Below are 20,155 nucleotides of genomic sequence, written 5' to 3'. Positions count from 1 at the left end.
AAAAATTATGCCGCTAACACTGCACCATCGTCAAGCCGGCAGTGGTGCGGATAGGTGTCGAGGATGCTTTGTCGGTTAGGAAATTTAGCTCTCGATCTGAAAGCTGGCTGGTGGAGCCGGCCTGCGGTGGCGCCCCCGTTCGGCGCAACCTGTACGGTCCATAGACATAGGTAACAGTTCATCATAGAGATGGGTAACACTTTTCCCCCCCGAAATTGGCTTATAAAAAAACCGAAGCCATGGGATGGAAAACTACTACGGAAATGAATGAGAAAATTGCCTTTATCAATGAGTTAGTGACCGGAGAATTCAGCATGACGGAGCTTTGCGGTAAGTACGGGATCAGTCGTAAAACGGGCTATGCTCTGAGAAATAGATGGCAGGAGGATCCGGTCACTTTTCACCTGGCGCGATCGAAGCGTCCGCACACCAGTCCGGGCTGTACGGATGAGGAAGTGATTGCTCGGATTCGCTACTGGAGACAAGGAGGAGATAGCCTGCAGCAAAAGAAGTGGGGCGCTCGCAAGATATGGGCGAAGTTACTTGGGGATTTTTCGGCCAGTCGGGTACCGTGCGAAACGACGATCCACAAGATTTTACGTCGTCAGGGGCTGATCGTTCCCCGTAAGAAAAGGCCCCGCCCGCTGGAGCCCTCCCGTCCCCGCTTCGAGACGGATCATAGTAATGAGATCTGGTCGGCCGACTACAAAGGTTATCGCCTGTTGGGCAATGGCCGCAAGTGTTATCCACTCACGATCTGCGATAACTATAGCCGCCACATCATGAAGATAGCGGCCGCTTACCGGGAAAGTCAACAAGACGTGATCACCGCCTTTCGGGCCCTGTTTCGGGAGTACGGTCAGCCGGAGCACGTGCTGACGGATAACGGTAGTGTTTTCAGCAGTGCTCAGAGTCCGTGCGGTTACGGCAGGTTTTCCTACTTTCTGATCGAACATGGGATTCGTCATCTGCTGAGCGATCCGGGCTGTCCGACCCAGAACGGGAAACACGAACGGATGCACCGGGAACTGGAAAGGGAGTGTTTCAGTCCCGCAGCAATTGATTTGCGGGTACAGAGTCAGCGCTTCGGTCAGTTCCGGTCTGACTACAATACGGTACGACCACACGAAGGACTGGATTTGCGCACCCCGAGTTCGGTGTATGAGCGTTCCGGTACGGTCTACGAAGAGCGGGTCCGCCCCTATGATTATCCCAGCGAGATGAAAGTCCGCAAAGTCTACGCTACGGGCTGCATCCGGTGGGGTAGCTACGAATGGGTGACGATTACGCGAGCATTAGCGGGTAGGTACATCGCCCACAAAACGATAGGGGAGCGATGCCACGAATTCTATTATCGGGAGGTATGTCTGGGATTCTTTCGGGAGGGGGAAGAGGTGATCAAGGAAAACTACTACCGGCTGATCTCCTCCCGGGACATGCCGGAGAAGTATCGGGACTGGGAGGCCCGCAAGAGAAAATAGGCCGCTGTGCTCCCCGCGCCCTTCCGGCCTACGGCCTCCGGGGCGCGGGGAGCACAGCGGGGACAGGATAAAAATGGTTACTTTTGAATAAATAGAAAGTGTTACCCATCTCTATGGAGAAGTGTTACCACTGTCTGCGGTACACATAAAATACCATCCTCCACCCTATATGTGTACCAAAAATTGTACTTTTGTCTCACAAATTAATCACATGGGACAATCTACACCACATCACTTACCCAAACTACCACCAAACCTTGCTGAGATTGAGACTAAGCGGGTTCTAAAGCAGGTTGCCAGATCATCCCTTGCAATCGCTGAACTTAAAGGAATAGCTGAGTCGATTCCAAGTCAGCAGATGTTGGTGAATGCCATAATTATAAAAGAAGCAAAGGATAGCTCGGAGATAGAGAATATTATCACCAGCACGGATGAGTTGTATGAGGCACTTTCAGTTAGTGACTTAGTAGTCCGTCCAGCGGCCAAGGAGGTTGTCAACTACCGACGATCCATCATGATGGGTTACGATATACTCACCAGGCAAGGCTTTATTAGGGTAAACGATATCATTAAAATTCAAAAGGATTTGATCAACAACGATGCGGGAATTCGGTCAACACCGGGCACCGTATTGAAAAATGACAAAACAGGGGAAGTCGTTTATACGCCCCCGCAGGATAAAATTGAGATAGAAGAGTTGCTATCCAACTTTATTCATTACTTCAATAATGAGGAACTACGAGAAGATGTCTCACCCCTAATTTGGTTAGGTATTCTTCATTATCAGTTCGAAAGTATTCATCCGTTTTACGATGGTAACGGACGGACTGGGAGAATATTGAATATACTTTTTCTTATTATGAATGGGCTTATCGATATTCCAATATTATACCTTAGTTCATACATAATAAAGAAAAAGGCAGATTATTATCGCTTGCTGAATGGGGTGAATAAAAAAGGGCACTGGGAAGATTGGATCATCTTTATGCTTAAAGCAGTCGAGAAAACTTCCATTGATACAATGCGCCAAATAAAGGATATCAGAGTTCTATTAAAACAAACTATTCAAAAGGTTAAAGCGGATGCCCCAAAAATATATTCTAAAGAACTGGTTGAATTGATTTTCGAGCAACCCTATTCAAAGATTGAATTTGTTGTTCAAAAGCTAGGTGTAGAACGCAAAGCAGCTTCCCGGTACTTACGGCAGCTGGAAGAGTTGGAAATTTTGAAAAGTAAGAAGTTTGGGAGGGAAGTGGTCTACGTTAACCAGCAACTCTTTGACCTTTTAAAAAGATAAACAACTGGACCCAACACTGTGCATACGTCAACCCGGTGAGGGTGGGGGAGGGCTCTGTAGGGTAAAGAATCCAGGGTTAGTGTATTCCGATGCCTATAGAGTTGGTCGGTGGTAGCCGGGTTGCGCCTGCACACCCGTTGGGCGACAGCCGCTTTAGGCGGCCGTACAAACGGTCCTGCAGTCATGTACTAACAGCATGGACTGTTTATCACCCATCACTCTTTTGCCCAATCATGATAACAGAGGAGGAAATCATAGATCTAGTCGAAGTCTCCAGCGGAGGCAAACTGGACGACCACCAAGACGTTTGGCGCTCTTCGCGAATGAGCGGGGATGACTGGCATGATTTTATCATTGAGTTTGCTCAGAGGTAACATGTCGATATGGATGGTTACAAATGGTACTACCATGGAGACGAAGAGGGATTAATTAATCCAGGTGGATGGTTTTATCCACTGCCCCAGAATCAAGTCAAGCGTATACCGCTCAGTGTCGCCGATCTAGCTCGTATTGCTACAAATGCAGTGTGGGATTTGGACTATCCATCAGAAGCGGTAGATTTGAGGAGACGCGACATGGTTATGAATCGGACTATATTTTATTTCGTGTTGACTGTAGCAAGCCTGATTCTAATAGGCAATCTATTAACCACCGCTTCGTAAGCAGATATTAACTAGATATTCGAGTAAAACTATATGGACGATATACACGCTCATCACGACCACCTAACGAAGGAGCGCATCACTTCGGATGTGAAAAAGTACGGGTGGCACATAGGATGGCTAACCAATTCAAATTATGTTCCTGATTATGCAATGACTATCGGACTCTACAAATCATTTGGTCATCCCGAGATAATAATTTTTGGCTTGAAACCGGAGGTTATGCACCATATACTTAATGACCTCGGGAATAAAATTAGGGATGGAGAAAACTTTAAGCCATATCGGGATTATAAAGACCTGATTGATAAATATTCCGTCCGTTTTGTAGAGGTGGCAAAAGACTATTATGGCGACTATCTTGGATATTGCAACTGGTTTAATGAAAAAAATATAGAATATCCTTGTTTACAGTTAGTCTGGCCAGATATAAACGGACACTTCCCTTGGGAAGAAGAGTTCAATGAAAGTTGGTATAGAATGCAGCCACTTTTAAATAGGGATCCAGGGTTCAAATTTTTAGAGAAGCCAAATTGGTGTGTGTATACTACTCAATCAGTGGTAGACGGTAAGGCAGTACTCAGAGTCTATCATAATTTGGATGGAGAGTGGCAGTTTCATCATGAGGAGTTTCCCACTGCTAGCGATGGCAGATTAGTACCAATCAAATCATTGGTCGATAAGGATACCACGCTTAATGATCTGATTCATCTTGAGAAAGGGAAATATGCTGAACGAAGGTCAGAGCATGGACCTTGGGCCGTTTTTATTGACGAGGAGGAGTAGTATAAAAAAGATTCGCCCAACATTGCGCCATCGTCAAGCCGGCGGTGAGCCATTTAGGTATCGAGGAGGCTCGAAAAAGCTATCTTAAATGTTGGTCGGTCCAGATGCTGGCCAGTGGAGCCGTCCTGCGTTGGCGCCCCCGTTGGGCGAAACGACAATGCTCAGCCTTATCTTAGAGAGTCCGGTACAAATTGAAGTAGATACCTTAAAATACCACAGAATGAGACTTATTAGTTTAATTAGTGCTTTATATCGAAAAGCACTTATCACGGTAATTCTATCATGCTCTTTTATTGCAACAGCATATGGTCATCAAGACCGATACTACAAGTTTAAAGAAGAGAATGTTTTGGTGCGAATTAGAACCGGCTATGAATACGAGGAAGTACAAAAAGCGGAGATGTTGGCAAGGATGATAAGTGACTTGGCTAAAAGTGTTACATATACGGACAATATTCTAATCGACTTCATCCATGACTATACTTATAATAGAAACACAAGCGATTTTTTTGTGAGCTATAAAAAGTCAAGAATTATTCAGAATTATGAGGATACTTATTTGTCAAAAAATATGAACAACGCAAACCTGATTATCCGTAATCTTAATACCGAAGTTAATTTTGAAGAAATTCTTAGATTGGTAGAAGCATCAATCCAGAATGAAAATTTTATTAAACGAAACCAAGATCGGCAGGAATACAAAGGCGGATATAACAGGTGGATTTTACATTCACTACCTCAAAGTCAAATCGATCAAATGCTTAATTTATCAACTTACACTTCCACAAGGGATGTATTAAACAATAGATACTATAGAAAGGGTAACGACACTATAACATACTACTATCAGAATGGATTGTTTAATTTTGTCTATGGGGAGAGAAGAGATCAAAATGTTTTTCTTCAAGCAGAGAAGCTGTTTCAATTAGAGGAAGCTGGCGATATAATTATTGTAGCTGAAACACCTTGTAATATTTACATAAGACATAATACAGAAGTAATTAAGATAGACAGTTTGAAATATTGTGAAGGTATATGGAGAAAAATGAATATTCTAACTTGCTCTGATAATGCAATGATATTGAATTATCGAACAGGAGTATCTGATACTTACAGTCACAGTACGGAAGGTATAAACGTAGAACTTAATTTTGGTCACTCGTCTACTAAAATTGTAGAGTCTTTCAATTGTAAAGAATAAATTATTCGCCCAACATTGCGCCATCGTCAAGCGGGAGTATTGCATAAAGTGTGTCAGGCGATAATTTCTTGATGGGAGTATTCTTTGCCCAAGCCCCGTATAAGATAAGGGGGATTGGGTAAAGAATACGGACGCTACCTCCCGACTCATAGGTCCAAGCGCAATCGGTCATCGTAGAGGATGGCCAGTTGAGAGAGGATCCGGTTCCAGTTGTGCATCGGCTTTTTCCACTTACTGGTCACGTCGCGCTGGACGAGGAAAAGCAACTTCATGAGTGCCGTGTCAGAGGTGAACGAGCCCTTGGTTTTGGTCACTTTGCGGAGTTGACGGTGGAACGCCTCGATAGAGTTAGTGGTGTACATCACCTTTCTGATCATGTAGCTGTAGTTGAACATGAGGCTCAGATTGTCCCAGTTGCGGCGCCAACTTTCGATCACCTTGGGGTAGCGTTTACCCCACCCCGATAGCTATCGGGGATCGAGGCGGTTGAGGGCGTGTTCGGCCTTCTCACGGGTAATGGCCTGGTAGATCGTTTTAAGGTCCGCCATGAAGTCTTTGCAGTCGGTATGGGCCAGGTACTTCTTGGAGTTGCGGATCTGGTGGACGATGCAGAGCTGTACATCCGTACGGGGATAGACCGCTGCAATGGCATCTACAAAGCCCGTCAGATTGTCTACTGAGGCGATCAACATATCCTCTAAACCTCTGCTTTGCAGGTCAGTCAATACCTGCATCCAGAACTTTGCCGATTCATGCTGTCCAATGTAGAGGCCCAGTACGTCGCGGTAACCTTCCTGATTGACTCCCAAAATACCGTAGACCGCTTTGGTAATTACGCGCCCTTTCTCGCGCACTTTGTAGTGGATGGCATCCATGAATACGAAGGGATAGACGCTCTCCAAGGGCCGCGTACGCCACTCCTCCAGTAGGGGAATGACTTTGTCGGTTACGCGGGAGATCATAGCGGGGCTCACTTCCACGTCATACATCTGTTCGAGAAAGTCGCGGATGTCGCCCAGGGAACTGCCGCGAGCGTAAAGCGTCATGATCTGGCGTTCGATGTCCCTAGGCAGGTTCTTCTGCCGTTTGGGAACCACTTTTGGCTGGAAGCTGCCGTTTCTATCACGAGGTGTAGAGAGCTCTACTTCGCCGAGGCTAGTGCGGATGACCTTCTTACCTCTGCCGTTTTTGCGATTGGATCGTTCCTCTTCCGCAATGTGAGCGTCGAGTTCGCCTTCCATGGCCTGCTCCAAAAAGGCTTTCAGTAAAGGTGTGAAGGCTCCGTCTTTACCCAGCAAGCCATCGCCGGCCTGTAGTTTGCTCACGGCCTCTTCACGGAAGGCTTCTAAATCAAATTCTGCGTCTTGCATGTCTAGTGTATTGAGATGAAAAAGTTAATGACTTCTCCCCGGACACACTTTTTGCAACGGTCTCGGCGAGGCTGCCCGGCTGGTTGGCGCTGGCGTCAATCTGCAAAAATTCCCCTCCTCGGGGGTTTTTGCAGATGCCAGCCACCCCCACCCAGCCACAATGGTAACCGGAATAACTCTAGTGCCCAAGGATGGCCCCATTCCTGATTACCCACAGCTACCGCCGCGAGGTCGGCCCGCGTCACAGATTACAGGACAGAGCGGTAGGGATTATTTGTAAGAATCAACATTGACGAAGGAACCTTTCCAGTTACCTTGGACAATCGACCAGAACGAGAGATTTATTGAAAAGACGCACATCCGCCAACATCGTGCATACGTCAACCCGGCGAGGGTGGGGGAGGGCTGTGTTTGGTGAAGGAGTGAGAGGTCAGTGTGTCTCGGTGCTTAGAGAGCTGGTCGGTGGTAGCCGGGCTTGCGTCTGCACACCCGTTGGGCGAGATGTGTGTCCTGAATACTAACCCATAACCGTTGATTAATTCAATAACTATGACGTAGTAATGCTATGAATAAGATGGTGGTAGGCCCACCGTCGACGATGTACAGGCAAGTCTACAAACCAGTCCAAGGTGCTGCGGGGGTGACCCTGGGGTACTGAGCGTTGGATGAAAAGGCCGAGCGAATCGGTCAGGTGAGAATAAAGAAGATGAACACAAGTGAACCCTCGATGAAGTGTCGAGAAAACGTACTCTCTGTCAGAACTGCCGGGTTATTTCGACCGGAGGAAGAGCATAGTGGCTACCTGTTTACTGGCTATGCGGCAGGCGTCATAAAGGGGGCATGATCTTTATTCAGGCTCATTCATGGAACAGGAGAAGTCAGGTCGGGATGATAAGGGAAAGTCGCAAGTCGGAGCAACGCCGGCAAGGACGAACACCGATGCCGGGCCTGATGGCGGATGTGGCCCTAGTAGTGTGGATGCAACTGTAATGGAAGCGGAGCGAAGGGCCACAGTTGAGCGATCCGGGAGGGTAGAGCCACCACCGCAACGGCGGAGTAAGAGCCTACCGTCCGGGATCAAGGTATTACCCATTTCATTTTCACAAGTAGTAAACGCGTATAAGAAAGTAAGGAAGAACCGGGGCGGAGCCGGGGTTGATGGACAGACACTGGAAGACTTTGCGCAAGATCTGCAAGGTAACCTGTACCGTCTGTGGAATCGTCTGACCTCGGGCAGCTATCACGCCAGCCCGGTGCGGGAAGTAGAGATCCCCAAATCGGACGGAGGCATCCGGAAGCTGAGCATACCGACGGTAGAGGACCGAATAGCGCAACAAGTCATCAAGAGCTACCTCGAACCGCGACTGGACCGACTATTCCACCCCTCGTCCTATGGGTACCGTAGTCAGAAGAACGCCCATCAGGCCCTGCGTCAGGTGCAGCGTCACTGCCGGCGGTATTTCTACTGCATCGACATGGACATCAAGAGCTTCTTCGACGAAGTGTCGCACGACCTGCTGATGAAGGCCCTGCGGAAGCACGTATCCGAAAGTTGGGTGCTCAGGCTCATCGAAACCTGGTTGCGCGCACCGATCCGGGAAGCGGATGGAAGTGAACGATTGCGCATCGGCCGGGGCACGCCGCAGGGCGGGGTGATCAGCCCTCTGCTGTCGAACCTGTTTTTGCACTACGTCCTGGACGAGTGGCTGAAGCGGACGTACAGTGGGGTGGAGCTGGTCCGCTACGCCGACGACGCGGTGGTATTCTGCCGCACGGCGCGGGAAGCCGAGTATGTTCTACGGTTGATCCGGGAGCGAATGCAGGCCTGCGAACTGCGCCTACATCCGGACAAGACCAAGATCGTGCACTGTAAGACGGAGATGAGTCAGGGACAGAATGACTATCCGGTCTACTTTGACTTTCTGGGTTACCGTTTTCAACCGCGGACGAAGCGGCGGCGTGACGGCAGTTTATTCCTTTCTTTTGACGGTGCCATCTTGCCGAAGAGCGAACGACGCATCACCGAGGAGTTGCGTCAGAGCAACTTCCAGCGGTGGGTCTTCGTAGGCATCGAGGTCATCGCGGCGAAGTTCAACGCGAAGTTGCGGGGCTGGCTGAACTACTACGGGGAGCTGGATCGGTTCAAGGTTCGCAGAATCTTCGAACGCTTTAACTTCCGCTTACTGAAATGGGCGATCAAAAAGTACGAACGGTTCAAGGGCAGCTTCCGCAAAGCCGGCAGGTGGTTGAGGAGTCTGGCGAAAAAGAAGCCGCACCTGTTCCATCACTGGAAATACGGAATAACCGCGAACCAGGGTATAGCCTAATGCTTAACAGGAGCCGTATGATGGGAGACTATCACGTACGGTTCTGTGAGAGGCTGGGGGTGAAAATCCCCCGGCCTACTCGACACAATACGCCAATGGATACCATCGTAATATTAAAAAGGCCTACTTTACATTCATCAAAGCCAGGATATTGACGGAGAGATCATTGTCATGCTTGGTAAAGACCGCTCAAGAACGGAGCAGAGAACCCGACCTATTCGACGACTTAAAACTTATACCCTTAATCAAGATTAATAATAGGAAATGATTAATTTGAAGATCTCGTGGAAAATTGATTTTGTGGAATGATCCCAATTTGATTGTAATTCAGTAGCGATCTTTTAGACTTAAAAGAAAGTTGTTATAATTCTAAAGGAAGACAAGTTGGCGAACGTTAAAGGATGATACGATTCAAATTTGCAGGTTGTATAATTTTTTTAGGGGCTCAGGTATTGCTTGCCACAATTCAATCCTGTTCCTATGAGTACATATATAAAGAATCAATTGTACTAGGCAATTTGAAAACCTATAGGGGATATATAAGAATTGAGAAGACTAAAGCGTCGCGAAATAAAACCTTGAAAATTATTGGAAGAGTTATTTCTGATGACAACTATGGCTTGCCACAAGCAAAAGTTATTGTAGGCAATGATACGGCGTTTGTAACCGATTTTGATGGGAGGTTTGATATTGAGCTAAAGTCATTGGAAGGGGAAGAAAAACTTGGAGTGGAATGTTTGGGATATAGATCAATTGAGGTGCCGATTTATCAAGTACATGGTCGAAGAATCGAAATAAAGTTGGCACCGGTGTACGTCCTGCACTAAGTAAAATAACCAAAATTAAAAATTCGCCCAACACCGCGACCACGTCAACCGGGGCAGGGTGGCCGAAGTGTTGGCTAGTTACTATCGGGGTTCGGGTTCGTCCCGTCGTCAATGGCCCGAAAGCTCCCGCTGGTCGGTTTCGGTCCATGCCGCCGTGCCGCTCCCTCGCGGGTGGGGTTAAAGTCACTACTTTCGAATTAGTGATGCCCCGGTTGCGTGGGCGCTCTCGTTCGGCGCAACCTGTACGGTCCATAGACATAGGTAACAGTTCTGCATAGAGATGGGTAGCACTTTTTCACCCCCGAAATTGGCTTTAAAAAAACCGAAGCCATGGGATGGAAAACTACTACGGAAATGAATGAGAAAATTGCTTTTATCAATGAGTTAGTGACCGGAGAATTCAGCATTGTACGGATCACGGACCTAATTTACAGTGGATAAGAGACCTGGTTGACACTTTCTAAACGAGGATATTAGGCTAAAAAGCTATGTCCTGGAAAGAGAGTTCAGCTATGAATGAAAAGATTGCCTTCATTAACGAGGTCCTGGAAGATCGGTACACTTTCAGCAGTCTGTGTGAATATTATGGCATATCCCGTCAGACTGGGTATGCAATTATGGGACGCTACCACCAGCAGGGGTACGAATGCTTGGTGGAACGCACGAGCCGGCCGCTGCACAGTCCGTCCCGGATTGCCGGGGACCTGGAAGCCCTGATTTTACACTGGCGGGACAAGTACCCGAAGAACACCTGGGGGGCGAAGAAGATTCGCCCCCAACTGGTGAGTAGTTTTCCCTTGCGGACTATTCCCAGTCTGACGACGATCACCAATGTCCTGCGTCGCAACGGGCGCATCAAGCCGGCCAAAGCACGTCGTAGGCCGAGCGAGAAGCACCATCCTAAATATTTGGCCGAGACGTGTAACGACATCTGGACAGTAGACTATAAGGGCCATTTTCGATTAGGTAACGGTAAGCGTTGTCACCCCCTAACGGTGTGTGACGCTAAGAGTCACTATGTTCTCCGGATCAAGGGGCAGTATCAGGAACGGTGGATGAATGTACGCTGAGAGCTCCGGGCGCTGTTTCGTGAGTACGGCCAACCCACTTACCTGCAGACGGACAACGGCAGTTGTTTTGCTAGCATTCAGAGTCCCTGCGGCTACGGGCGGCTATCGTTCTGGTTAATCGACCACGGGATCCATCCCCTGTTCAGCGATCCGGGCTGTCCGGGTCAGAACGGTAGTCATGAACGGATGCACCGGGACCTGAAGGTAGAGTGTTGTAAGCCGAGTTGTCAGGACCTACGGGCGCAGAACCGCTCGATGAACGATTTTGCGTATCGCTACAATCACATTCGCCCCCATGAGCAACTCGGCCAGCTTACTCCGGGGTCGGTCTACGTACCTTCTGATCACGAGTATCGAGAGCGGGTTAGTCGACCGGAGTACGACTCGACGATGGACGTTTACCAGGTATGCTCGAATGGAGCGATCCGTTGGGGTAGTAAGGAGTGGATAAGCGTTAGCCAGGCCCTGAAGGGTAAGGAGGTAGCCATCAGGCAGACGGGAGAGCGGCAGCGAGCATTGTACTACCGCCACTTCTGCCTGGGTAGTTTTGAGCTGGCTGATCGGGTGGAAGAGGGGCGCTATTACCGACTGATCTCCCCGCGCGATTCGCCACAGCGCTTTCTCGATCGCCACCAGCGTAGCCGTAAATCCAGCTAATTACTTGTCCGGACCGATTTTCCCTTACGGGCGGTCCGAACAAGTAACTAGTTTATTATATCTTTGGAATAAAAAAAAAGTGTAAGGCAGGTCTCTTATCCGCTGTCCAAACTGTCTGTTTCACTCAACGAAAACTGGCATTAGGCCGGCCCACAACAATCAAACCAAAAGTAACTTTAGGGAAAGGCAAAGTTAATACCTGCCTTAAACTTATAAAGTTATGCATTTATACAAGGCGGATGTAAGCAATAAATTCTGTTCATATCAGTTTAGAATATGTCAGAATGAGCAACCAAATGTTAATCTCTAGTACGCTAAATAATGAAAATGTAAAGCGGCTTTAATTTTATAATCTATTGTACATGTTTTCAATCTTGATAGAGATAAAGCACATTGTTGGTACAGCCTGCTTGGCATTTGGAATCTATAGCTTATTGAATCTCCGTAAAATTAAGAAGCGACAAAAAACTGCTTTCACACGTGACTATCTTTTTCCTAAAGCCATAGGAGGATTCATTTTGTTAGTTCTTGTGGGTCTATACCTCTTGTCGGTTGATTAGGACTGTAAGATTAATGCCGGCAGGCAAATGGTTCATCGCCGTAGCCTATACAAATTGATAAAATGATCGATTTAAGCAATATTGAAGATATCGTGATCACAGGGGTCGTTATAATACCTCGGCAAAATTGGACCACGAGCTAAGGTGAAAACTTAACTTGTAACATGAAGCGATCGAGAAGAAAATTAGCTCCGCTGCTGCCTTCGGCGGTCACCCCTGCCTTCAAAGCAAAAGTGGCGATTGAGGCCTTGAAAGAGAGACAGACGCTGGCCGAACTGGCGGAGAAATTCGAGCTGCACCCCAACCAGATCAGCCAGTGGAAGCAGGAGTTTATCGCCGGCTCCGAGCAGGTTTTTTAGACCGGTAAGAGCAAGTCGACCAGTGGCTCCGATGCGGTTACGGCCAGCGAAGCCGAACTCCAGCAACTCTACGCCAAATATTGGTCAGTTGCAGATGGAGCGCGACTTGTTAAAAAAAACTTAGCTAGATTGGATCACCTGCAGTAAGACGCTCCGGGGTGGAGATCCAGGCTTCCCTGTCTATTCGCCGGCAGTGCGACTTGCTTTCGGTGAGCCGTGGCAGCGTCTATTATGAGCCTAAGGGCGAGAGCGTGCAGAACCTGGCGATGATGCGGCTGATGGACGGACACATCCTGGAGGAGCCTACGGCGAGCGTGCTGACCATGCAGTCGATGCTCCGAGATAAAGGGTATTACGCGGGCTACGAACGGGTGCGTAGATTAATGCGCAAAGCCTGTATCCGAGCCATTTACCCCCGACGGCACCTGACGGTACTACGGCAGGCGAAGTACGTTCACCCTTACCTGCTGCGTGACCTGGAGATCAACCGACCGGGGCAGGTCTGGGCCATTGATATCACTCACGTCCCGATGCACAAAGGCTTCATGTATCTCACGGCCATCATTGACGTGTATTCGCGCTATATCGTAGGTTGGGGTTTGGCCAACACTCTGGCCGCCGAAGTCAGCCTGGGGGTGGTCCGACAAGCCATCGCCGAACACGGTGCTCCAGAGATCTTGAACTCCGACCAGGGTTGCCAATTTACCTGCTCCGAGTACGTCACCTACCTGCGGGAACAGGGCATCTCCATCAGCATGGACGGCAAGGGAAGAGCCCTGGACAACATCTATATCGAGCGCTTCTGGCGCACGATTAAGTATCAACACATTTATCTGAATCCCGCCGACGACGGCCGGCAACTGTACCGAGGAATCGAAGAGTGGCTGCATCGCTACCACCACCGGGATCACCAAGGGATGTGCCGAGTAAAACCTATTCAGCGGTACCGAAACGCCGCCTAACTTTCAACTAACTAACTTGGCTGCGTGGTCTGAAAACCCGAGGTATTATAGTCGGCTGGCCTGACCACGAGGAAGAACATGGAATGGGAAGCTCGACATCTTCAAGATCGGTGCTTCTCTACTTTTTACAAACAGTGCCTGCGCTATTGATATAATTTTGCACTGATGGGCTAAGTAAAGCAGCCAAGGCGGAGATTCCAAAATTGTTTCTAGTATGGCTATGATCGACTGTGCAGCTCATGGAAATCAATCAGTAGTTTTTGTTTTTTCAGAAGATGCGAAGCACTTTTTAACCCGTACCAACTTCGAAGATGCCGAAGATTGGACTGTTTACGTTATCCTTCTTGATGAGTTGATTGAGTGGCATGTTCTGATGAAGACAGACACATTTCATTTGTCCGCCAGTAGTTTAGGAACGCTCGGAGAAGAAATTATCGATCGAAGTATGCCTGTTTGTAAAGCTTGTGTAGAAAGTGTATTTGGTAATTTATGGACAAATCTCTCTATAAAACAATACAAATCGAGCAGCTAAACATACGCTGCCCGGCCTACTACGGGAGGTGGCTAGTGGAGTGGCATACTTCTCGGATAGATGTAATCCCACCCACAATACGAAGACCGGCAGGAGTTGGATCCGTAAGGGGCAGGAATGGGATAATTATTTTCTAGTCGAACCGAATGTAAACGCAGGAATAAAATATTGATCTGGCGTATGAAAGCAGGTATCCGCCGAAACTACTGCAATCCCGACGGGATAAACCTTGAATCAGTAGCCTTGCCACAGTGTGGAGATAAGGAGGTCCTGATCCGGGTAGTAGCTGCGACTGTAAATAGGACGGATTGCGCAAACCTCGCCGCCAAACCATTCCTCATGCGGTTTGTCCTGGGTTTCTTTAGACCAAAAGAGATAATACTAGGGACGGACTTTGCGGGTGAGATCGTATCAGTAGGAAAAAGCGTGTCATCCTGTAGCGTAGGAGATAGCGTATTTGGTTTCAATGATACGGGCTCAAGATCACACGCTGAATATACGGCAGTAGCTGAAGAAAACGTGTACGCTATTCCTGAAAACATTGACTATAGAAGGGCTGCCGCAAGTTTAGAAGGCGGTACCTACGCTTACTCCTTTCTTCGGAAGGTAAGTGTCCGTCCCCAGCAACGAATTCTGATCAATGGCGCAAGCGGTGCAATCGGTTCTGCCCTGTTGCAGTTTTTAAGAGAATATGATGTTCGCATAGCCGCGACTTGCAATGCAGAAAACATTGAACTTGTAAAGTCTCTGGGTGCCGACAGGGTCTATGATTATACCAAGGAAAACGTTCTACACGGTGGGGAGGTGTATGATCACATATTTGATGCGGTTGGTAAATGGACGTTTGGTAAGTGTAAACCCCTGCTGAAAAGAAACGGAACTTATACATCCTCGGAATTGGGTCCTTATTTCCAAAACGTGATCTACTCACTCCTTACCTCATCGGGTAGTAAAAAAGTCATATTCCCAATACCCTGTAGTCAGCGAGAATTTATGCCTTTCATCGAAAGTAAGTTAGTATCAGGAAGGTTCAGTCCCGTTATCGATAGAGAGTACTCCTTAAGCGATATTTCTAACGCTTATGCATACGTGATTACGGGGCAAAAAACGGGAAATGTTATGCTAAATATTTGGAGGTGAGTGCCCAACTTCGCGCCAGCATCCGCCAGTTATACCCACCATGAAAAGGTAAACTTCGTGGCTTGTACCAACATGGGTTGCCGAAGATTTACCTCGTTTAAAGGGTATTGCCGCTGCTTCGCTACCTCGAATGTTGACTGTCTGGAGCAAGTGCCAAGTTGAAATTTCACAGGCTAACGTCACGCAACGGGAAGTCTACGGGGACATCAACAATGCCAAAAATTACGCGCGCGATTTCAGAAGAGTTGAGACTGACTTACCCCCTTCGTTCGCTTGCCACCCCATGCCAGCCTCAACTGCTTGCAAAAAATTACCCTCTCATTCGCTTCCTTGGCGCTGATTCAATCACCTGAATGTACTGCCGGTTTGTCTTTTACGGGCAGCTGCGTCAAATAATATGGAGCCATCCGCTAAAAGAGGCGTATATTGTGGTTTGGTAGAGTTAGTAAGCTATTATCTCGCCTCTGTACAACGAATATGATTTTATAATGACCAACGGAACAGTCAAATTTTTCAATCAGAGCAAAGGATTCGGATTCATTACCCCAGACGATGGAGGTAAGGATGTTTTCGTCCACGCAAACGATTTGAATGGCGACACAATCACTGAGGGAGACAAAGTCTCTTACGAAGTTGAGGAAGGAAAGAAGGGACTGAATGCGGTGAACGTATCCTTGGTACAATAGGTACATTCCATTTCTTAAAAATAAAGTAGGCTCATCAACGCGTTGATGAGCCTACTTTATTTTTAACCGTATATACCCCGATACATCGAGGAAAAAATGCCACTGAATTTATCGTGGCCACTCGTTCAACGCAACGCAAAGCTACAGTACTTTGACCGAAACAGCTATCGGACCCTTCGGCCCCTTTCCTGTTTCAAAGCTTACGTTATCGCCATCTTTAATGGTGTCCTCGATATTGTCGACGTGGACAAAGTAGCTATCCTTGGTTTCGTTGTCTACGATAAAGCCGTAGCCTTTCTCAGAATTGAAAAATTTGACGACGCCCAATTTTTCAAACTTAGACTCTGATGATTTGCCCGTTTTGCGGGTACTGATATCAATTTCGTCGATGCTCACTTTCTTCCTACGCGCCGGATCGGGTGCCTCTGTGGTCAAATGACCGTCCTCGTCCAGGTACATGAACTCGGCGGGCTTGGTCGAACTCAGCTTCTTTTGCTCCCTCTTGTGTTCCTTGTCCCGCTTCTTCTTTTGCCGCTTCTTCTCCCTTTCTTTTTTGTTAAAACTATCTGCCATTGTAAATACTTGTGTGAAAAATTCGGTTTGTTGCCGATGAGAAGACTCTGCAATGCACTGATTACTAATGCAATATCCTGAACAATATTTCAGCAGAAAAGTTACACAGCCTTGCCCTGGCAACCTCCCCCACCTGCCGTTGTGAATCCTATTATGGGATCGGGTTTTGCTCAATCTAATTGACCCGCAATAGCGTCTTCCACGGCAATGGCGGTCTTCATTCTACCTGAGCCGTAGTTCCGCAGCCGCGTCAAAACCTCGCCTGATCATCAGGAAACGCATCTCCGACCTTCGGAAGTTAACGAGCAATCGGTTTTACGATAAAGCCTGCTTGGTTACCTTAGGCCAATATTCTGGACCGAAGCGGGGTACGTCCTAGTCGTTTTCATTTCGGAAGATTTCTAACAACACCCGGGTGTTGATCACTCCCTACTCAGTATAATGAATGAGACCGCCGAATTTGCACAGTTTGAAAAATTGCACGAGGAGCAGCTGCCGGTTGCTAAACACAAACTTCACGGCTGGACGCATTTTGCCGGACTCTACGCCGCGGAACACGTAGCAGCCACTGAATTTGTTATCGGTGCCACTTTCGTCGCGCTCGGGGCCAAGACGATGGACATTGTCCTGGGCCTCCTCATCGGAAATATACTGGCGGTGCTCAGTTGGACGCTGATCACCACGCCGATCGCCGTCGATACCCGCCTGAGCCTCTACACCTACCTCAACAAGATTGCGGGCAACTCCATGTCGAAACTCTACGACTGGGCGAACGTCATCATCTTCACGGTCATATCCGCAGCGATGGTAACCGTATCCGCAACGGCGGTGCGCTTTGCCTTTGACATTCCCGCACAGTTAGACTGGTACCCAACGAATCTTTGGTTCGTGTTGATCGTACTGGCCGTAGGTACGGTAGTGGTGTTCGTCGCCATGTACGGATTCAACGCCGTCTCCGACTTTTCCGGTATCTGTGCGCCCTGGTTGTTTACGATGTTTACGAGCGGCGCGCTCGTGCTACTACCGGTCTTATCGTTGGCAGTGTTGGGCGAAACGCTCCCCGGCAGCTGGGCGGATCTCGTTGCGATCGGGGATCAGTCCATTTGGACCGGGGTAGACAGTACGGGACAACCGGGAATCGGCCTCTGGGAGGTCGTCGGTTTTGGTTGGGCGGCAAATACGATCACCCACTTCGGACTGATCGACATGGCCCTGCTGCGCTTCGCTAAGAAGAAATCCTACGGCCTGGCAACCAGTACCGGAATGCTTTTCGGCCACTACGTCGCGTGGATTTCCGCGGGAATCATGGGGGCCGGTGCCGCCGTAATTCTGGGCAAAACAATCGTGGAACTCGATCCGGGCGATGTTGCCTACTATGCCCTTGGGCTATCCGGTTTCGTAATCGTGATTGTTGCGGGATGGACTACGGCAATCACAAATCTGTACCGAGCGGGTCTTGCCGCTCAGGCTATTTTCAGCAATAAGTCAAGAAGTACGACCACCCTGGCGGTCGGTATCGCCATGGTGGTCATCGGGTGCTTCCCCTTCGTGTTTTCCCAGATTCTACCCTTGCTCACCTACGCGGGTCTGTTGGTCGTACCCGTCGGAGCGATCGTGTTTGCGGAGCACCAAATCTTTCCCCGAATCGGCTTTACCAGATACTGGTCCCAGTACCAAAACTACGCCCATTCCGTGCCCGCGGTAGCATCCTGGGGGTTGGGCCTGGTCTTCGGTTTCGGACTGAATATGCTGAACCTGATGTCGTTCTACTACCTCTTCATCCCCACCTGGTTCTTCACAATTGCTGTTTACACCCTACTGGCCGGGCGATACGGTGCTAAGGAGAAGTACCCCGTGGAGGAAGCGAAGGAACAACGTCGCAACCGGGCAATTGAGGAGTATCAACAAGATCAAGCAAGCGAGGAACCCCTGGTAATAAAGGACACCTCCGCCTTCTCCAAATTACTTAGAACGGTTGCCCTTCTCGCTCTCGGAATCACCCTGGCACTCGCGGCAAACGTCCTGTTCGGAAGTGCGGATGAAAATAGTTATGACGCCAACCGGGAAACCTTCTACTTCTATGGCTTCATTTGCACCGTTACCTATTTCATTACCGCCTACTGGGCGATGAAAAGAGGGAAGGCAACCGCCGTCAACTAGTACATCAAAAAATACCATGGAACCCATTCAGTTAAATCACCGAAATCTCGGTCAGATTGCCTCGCGCATACCCTGTCCGACCTACGATCGACAGGAACTCAAGCTGGGAATCGTCCACATCGGCGTGGGTGGATTCCACCGATCCCACCAGGCATACTACATCCATCAGTTGCTAGAGCGTCACGGTGCAACGGAATGGGGCATCTGCGGTGTAGGCCTACGGGAGGCCGACCGAAACATAGCTGACGTCTTCGCAAAACAAGATTGCCTCTACACCCTCATCACCCAACACCCGGATGGGACGGAGGAAACCGAAGTCATCGGCTCCCTGAAGGAGTTCTTGCTGGCGGTCGACGATCCCGACCGGGTCATCGATCGCATGGCTCACCCCGCTACTAAGATCGTTTCACTGACCATCACCGAAGGCGGGTACAACTTCAACTCGGTTTCGGAAGCCTTCGACTTTGGGAACCCCGATATTCAGCACGAACTACAGCATCCGACCGAGCCCCGCACCGTATTTGGATACCTGACCGCGGCCCTGAGAAAACGACGGGATGCCGGACTGCCCCCCTTTACGCTGTTGTCCTGCGACAACATTCAGCACAATGGAGATATGGCCCGCAAAATGGTGCTGGCCTTCGCCCAAAAGCAAGACCCTGAGCTTGCCGAATGGATCGAAGAGAAGGTCCGCTTCCCCAACACCATGGTCGACCGCATCACTCCGGTAACGAAATCGCGGGACATCGAGCAACTGAAAAATAACCATGGCGTGATCGACGAATGGCCCGTCGTATGTGAGCCGTACCTACAGTGGGTAGTGGAAGATAAATTTTCGGGCGATCGGCCCCCACTGGAAAAGGTCGGCGTACAGTTCGTGCCGGACGTAGCCCCCTACGAAAGGATGAAAATCCGGTTGCTAAATGCCGGGCATTCCGTGCTGGGCATTCTGAGCGCGATTCACGGGCACCCCACCATCGATGCCTGTATGGGCGATCCCGTCTTCGCCGCATTTACCCGCGAGTTCATGGACCGGGAGGTAACCCCCGTTCTCGGTACCGTCGAGGGTGTCGATATAGAGCAGTACAAAGACAGTCTGGAGGAGCGTTTCGCCAACCCGAACATCAAGGATAGCGTAGGGCGTATATGCTCGGAAAGCTCCGCTAAGCTGCCCAAATTCTTGATCCCTACCATCAGGGAAAACCTGGCCGCAGACGGAAGCATCGAGTTTGCTACCCTGGTCCTGGCGGCATGGTGCTACTACAGCGACAAGCAGGTCAACGAAAATGGCGAACCCCTCGAAATTATCGATGCGATGCAGGCCGAACTGAAGGAAGCAGCGCAGGATACACCGGCAAACTCCCTGGCCTTCCTCCAACAACCCGCCATCTTCGGTAACCTGACTAACGATAAGCGCTTTACGCAGGAGTACGAGCGCATGGTCCGCACGATCTACCGGGGAGGACAGATCCGGCAACTGATGAGCGACCTGTTGTAACCGATTC

The 20,155-nt window shown here is 49.0% G+C and carries 17 protein-coding genes and 1 pseudogene; 16 read left to right on the top strand and 2 right to left on the bottom strand.

From position 1 onward, the window contains the following. Positions 1 to 239: 239 nt before the first annotated feature. The 5 genes from GGR28_RS16910 to GGR28_RS16890 all read left to right on the top strand — a co-directional run bounded on the left by GGR28_RS16910 (position 240) and on the right by GGR28_RS16890 (position 5,427). A complete protein-coding gene (locus GGR28_RS16910) occupies positions 240 to 1,481 on the top strand; it encodes a DDE-type integrase/transposase/recombinase (protein WP_183497004.1) in 1,242 nt (413 codons plus the stop codon). A 211-nt stretch (positions 1,482 to 1,692) separates the two neighbouring features. Beyond that, on the top strand, positions 1,693 to 2,778 hold the full coding sequence (locus tag GGR28_RS16905) for a Fic family protein (protein WP_183497003.1): 1,086 nt from the start codon (positions 1,693 to 1,695) through the stop codon (positions 2,776 to 2,778). 383 nt (positions 2,779 to 3,161) lie between these two features. After that, on the top strand, positions 3,162 to 3,440 hold the full coding sequence (locus tag GGR28_RS16900) for a hypothetical protein (protein ID WP_183497002.1): 279 nt from the start codon (positions 3,162 to 3,164) through the stop codon (positions 3,438 to 3,440). Between the two features lie 33 nt (positions 3,441 to 3,473). After that, positions 3,474 to 4,226 (top strand): DUF4262 domain-containing protein, encoded by a 753-nt coding sequence (locus tag GGR28_RS16895; protein ID WP_183497001.1) that lies wholly within the window; start codon positions 3,474 to 3,476, stop codon positions 4,224 to 4,226. 88 nt (positions 4,227 to 4,314) lie between these two features. After that, positions 4,315 to 5,427 carry a hypothetical protein gene (locus tag GGR28_RS16890; RefSeq protein ID WP_183497000.1) on the top strand — a complete coding sequence of 371 codons (1,113 nt, stop codon included), beginning with the start codon at positions 4,315 to 4,317 and terminating at the stop codon, positions 5,425 to 5,427. Positions 5,428 to 5,573: 146 nt separating this feature from the next. Here GGR28_RS16890 and GGR28_RS16885 read toward each other — a convergent pair. Further along, a pseudogene (locus GGR28_RS16885) lies at positions 5,574 to 6,797 on the bottom strand (IS256 family transposase). An 863-nt stretch (positions 6,798 to 7,660) separates the two neighbouring features. Here GGR28_RS16885 and ltrA point away from each other — a divergent pair. The 9 genes from ltrA (at position 7,661) to GGR28_RS16840 (ending at position 15,917) form a co-directional block, all read left to right on the top strand. Next, positions 7,661 to 9,124, top strand: coding sequence for a group II intron reverse transcriptase/maturase (gene ltrA, locus GGR28_RS16880; RefSeq protein ID WP_319936744.1), 1,464 nt, complete (start codon positions 7,661 to 7,663; stop codon positions 9,122 to 9,124). Between the two features lie 401 nt (positions 9,125 to 9,525). After that, the gene (locus GGR28_RS16875; RefSeq protein ID WP_183496998.1) at positions 9,526 to 9,951 is read left to right on the top strand and encodes a peptidase associated/transthyretin-like domain-containing protein; all 426 of its coding nucleotides are present in this window, start codon (positions 9,526 to 9,528) and stop codon (positions 9,949 to 9,951) included. Positions 9,952 to 10,463: 512 nt separating this feature from the next. Further along, entirely contained in the window at positions 10,464 to 11,021 is a 558-nt protein-coding gene (locus GGR28_RS16870) for a helix-turn-helix domain-containing protein (RefSeq protein ID WP_183496997.1), read from the top strand. Between the two features lie 12 nt (positions 11,022 to 11,033). Beyond that, positions 11,034 to 11,678 (top strand): integrase core domain-containing protein, encoded by a 645-nt coding sequence (locus GGR28_RS16865; protein WP_183497041.1) that lies wholly within the window; start codon positions 11,034 to 11,036, stop codon positions 11,676 to 11,678. Between the two features lie 724 nt (positions 11,679 to 12,402). Next, positions 12,403 to 12,597, top strand: a complete 195-nt coding sequence (locus GGR28_RS16860; protein ID WP_183496996.1) for a transposase — start codon at positions 12,403 to 12,405, stop codon at positions 12,595 to 12,597. Positions 12,598 to 12,755: 158 nt separating this feature from the next. Next, entirely contained in the window at positions 12,756 to 13,559 is an 804-nt protein-coding gene (locus GGR28_RS16855; protein ID WP_183496995.1) for an IS3 family transposase, read from the top strand. A gap of 214 nt (positions 13,560 to 13,773) precedes the next feature. Next, positions 13,774 to 14,091 carry a hypothetical protein gene (locus tag GGR28_RS16850; protein WP_183496994.1) on the top strand — a complete coding sequence of 106 codons (318 nt, stop codon included), beginning with the start codon at positions 13,774 to 13,776 and terminating at the stop codon, positions 14,089 to 14,091. 180 nt (positions 14,092 to 14,271) lie between these two features. Then, the gene (locus GGR28_RS16845) at positions 14,272 to 15,231 is read left to right on the top strand and encodes an NAD(P)-dependent alcohol dehydrogenase (protein ID WP_183496993.1); all 960 of its coding nucleotides are present in this window, start codon (positions 14,272 to 14,274) and stop codon (positions 15,229 to 15,231) included. A 488-nt stretch (positions 15,232 to 15,719) separates the two neighbouring features. After that, positions 15,720 to 15,917 carry a cold-shock protein gene (locus GGR28_RS16840; RefSeq protein ID WP_183496992.1) on the top strand — a complete coding sequence of 66 codons (198 nt, stop codon included), beginning with the start codon at positions 15,720 to 15,722 and terminating at the stop codon, positions 15,915 to 15,917. Between the two features lie 141 nt (positions 15,918 to 16,058). Here GGR28_RS16840 and GGR28_RS19395 read toward each other — a convergent pair whose 3' ends face one another. Next, positions 16,059 to 16,490 (bottom strand): cold-shock protein, encoded by a 432-nt coding sequence (locus GGR28_RS19395; protein WP_183496991.1) that lies wholly within the window; start codon positions 16,488 to 16,490, stop codon positions 16,059 to 16,061. Between the two features lie 441 nt (positions 16,491 to 16,931). On the opposite strand from GGR28_RS19395, the gene GGR28_RS16830 reads away from it, so the two are divergent. Both GGR28_RS16830 and GGR28_RS16825 read left to right on the top strand, forming a co-directional pair. Continuing rightward, on the top strand, positions 16,932 to 18,650 hold the full coding sequence (locus GGR28_RS16830) for a purine-cytosine permease family protein (protein WP_183496990.1): 1,719 nt from the start codon (positions 16,932 to 16,934) through the stop codon (positions 18,648 to 18,650). Positions 18,651 to 18,666: 16 nt separating this feature from the next. Next, positions 18,667 to 20,148: a mannitol dehydrogenase family protein gene (locus GGR28_RS16825; RefSeq protein WP_183496989.1), complete on the top strand. Its 1,482-nt coding sequence runs from the start codon at positions 18,667 to 18,669 to the stop codon at positions 20,146 to 20,148. Positions 20,149 to 20,155 lie beyond the last annotated feature (7 nt).

It is taken from the genome of Neolewinella aquimaris, from assembly GCF_014197245.1.
In the GTDB taxonomy this organism is placed as follows: Bacteria; Bacteroidota; Bacteroidia; order Chitinophagales; family Saprospiraceae; genus Neolewinella; species Neolewinella aquimaris.
Note: the sequence above shows the minus strand (reverse complement) of the source record. Positions and strands in the feature narration are given on the sequence as shown.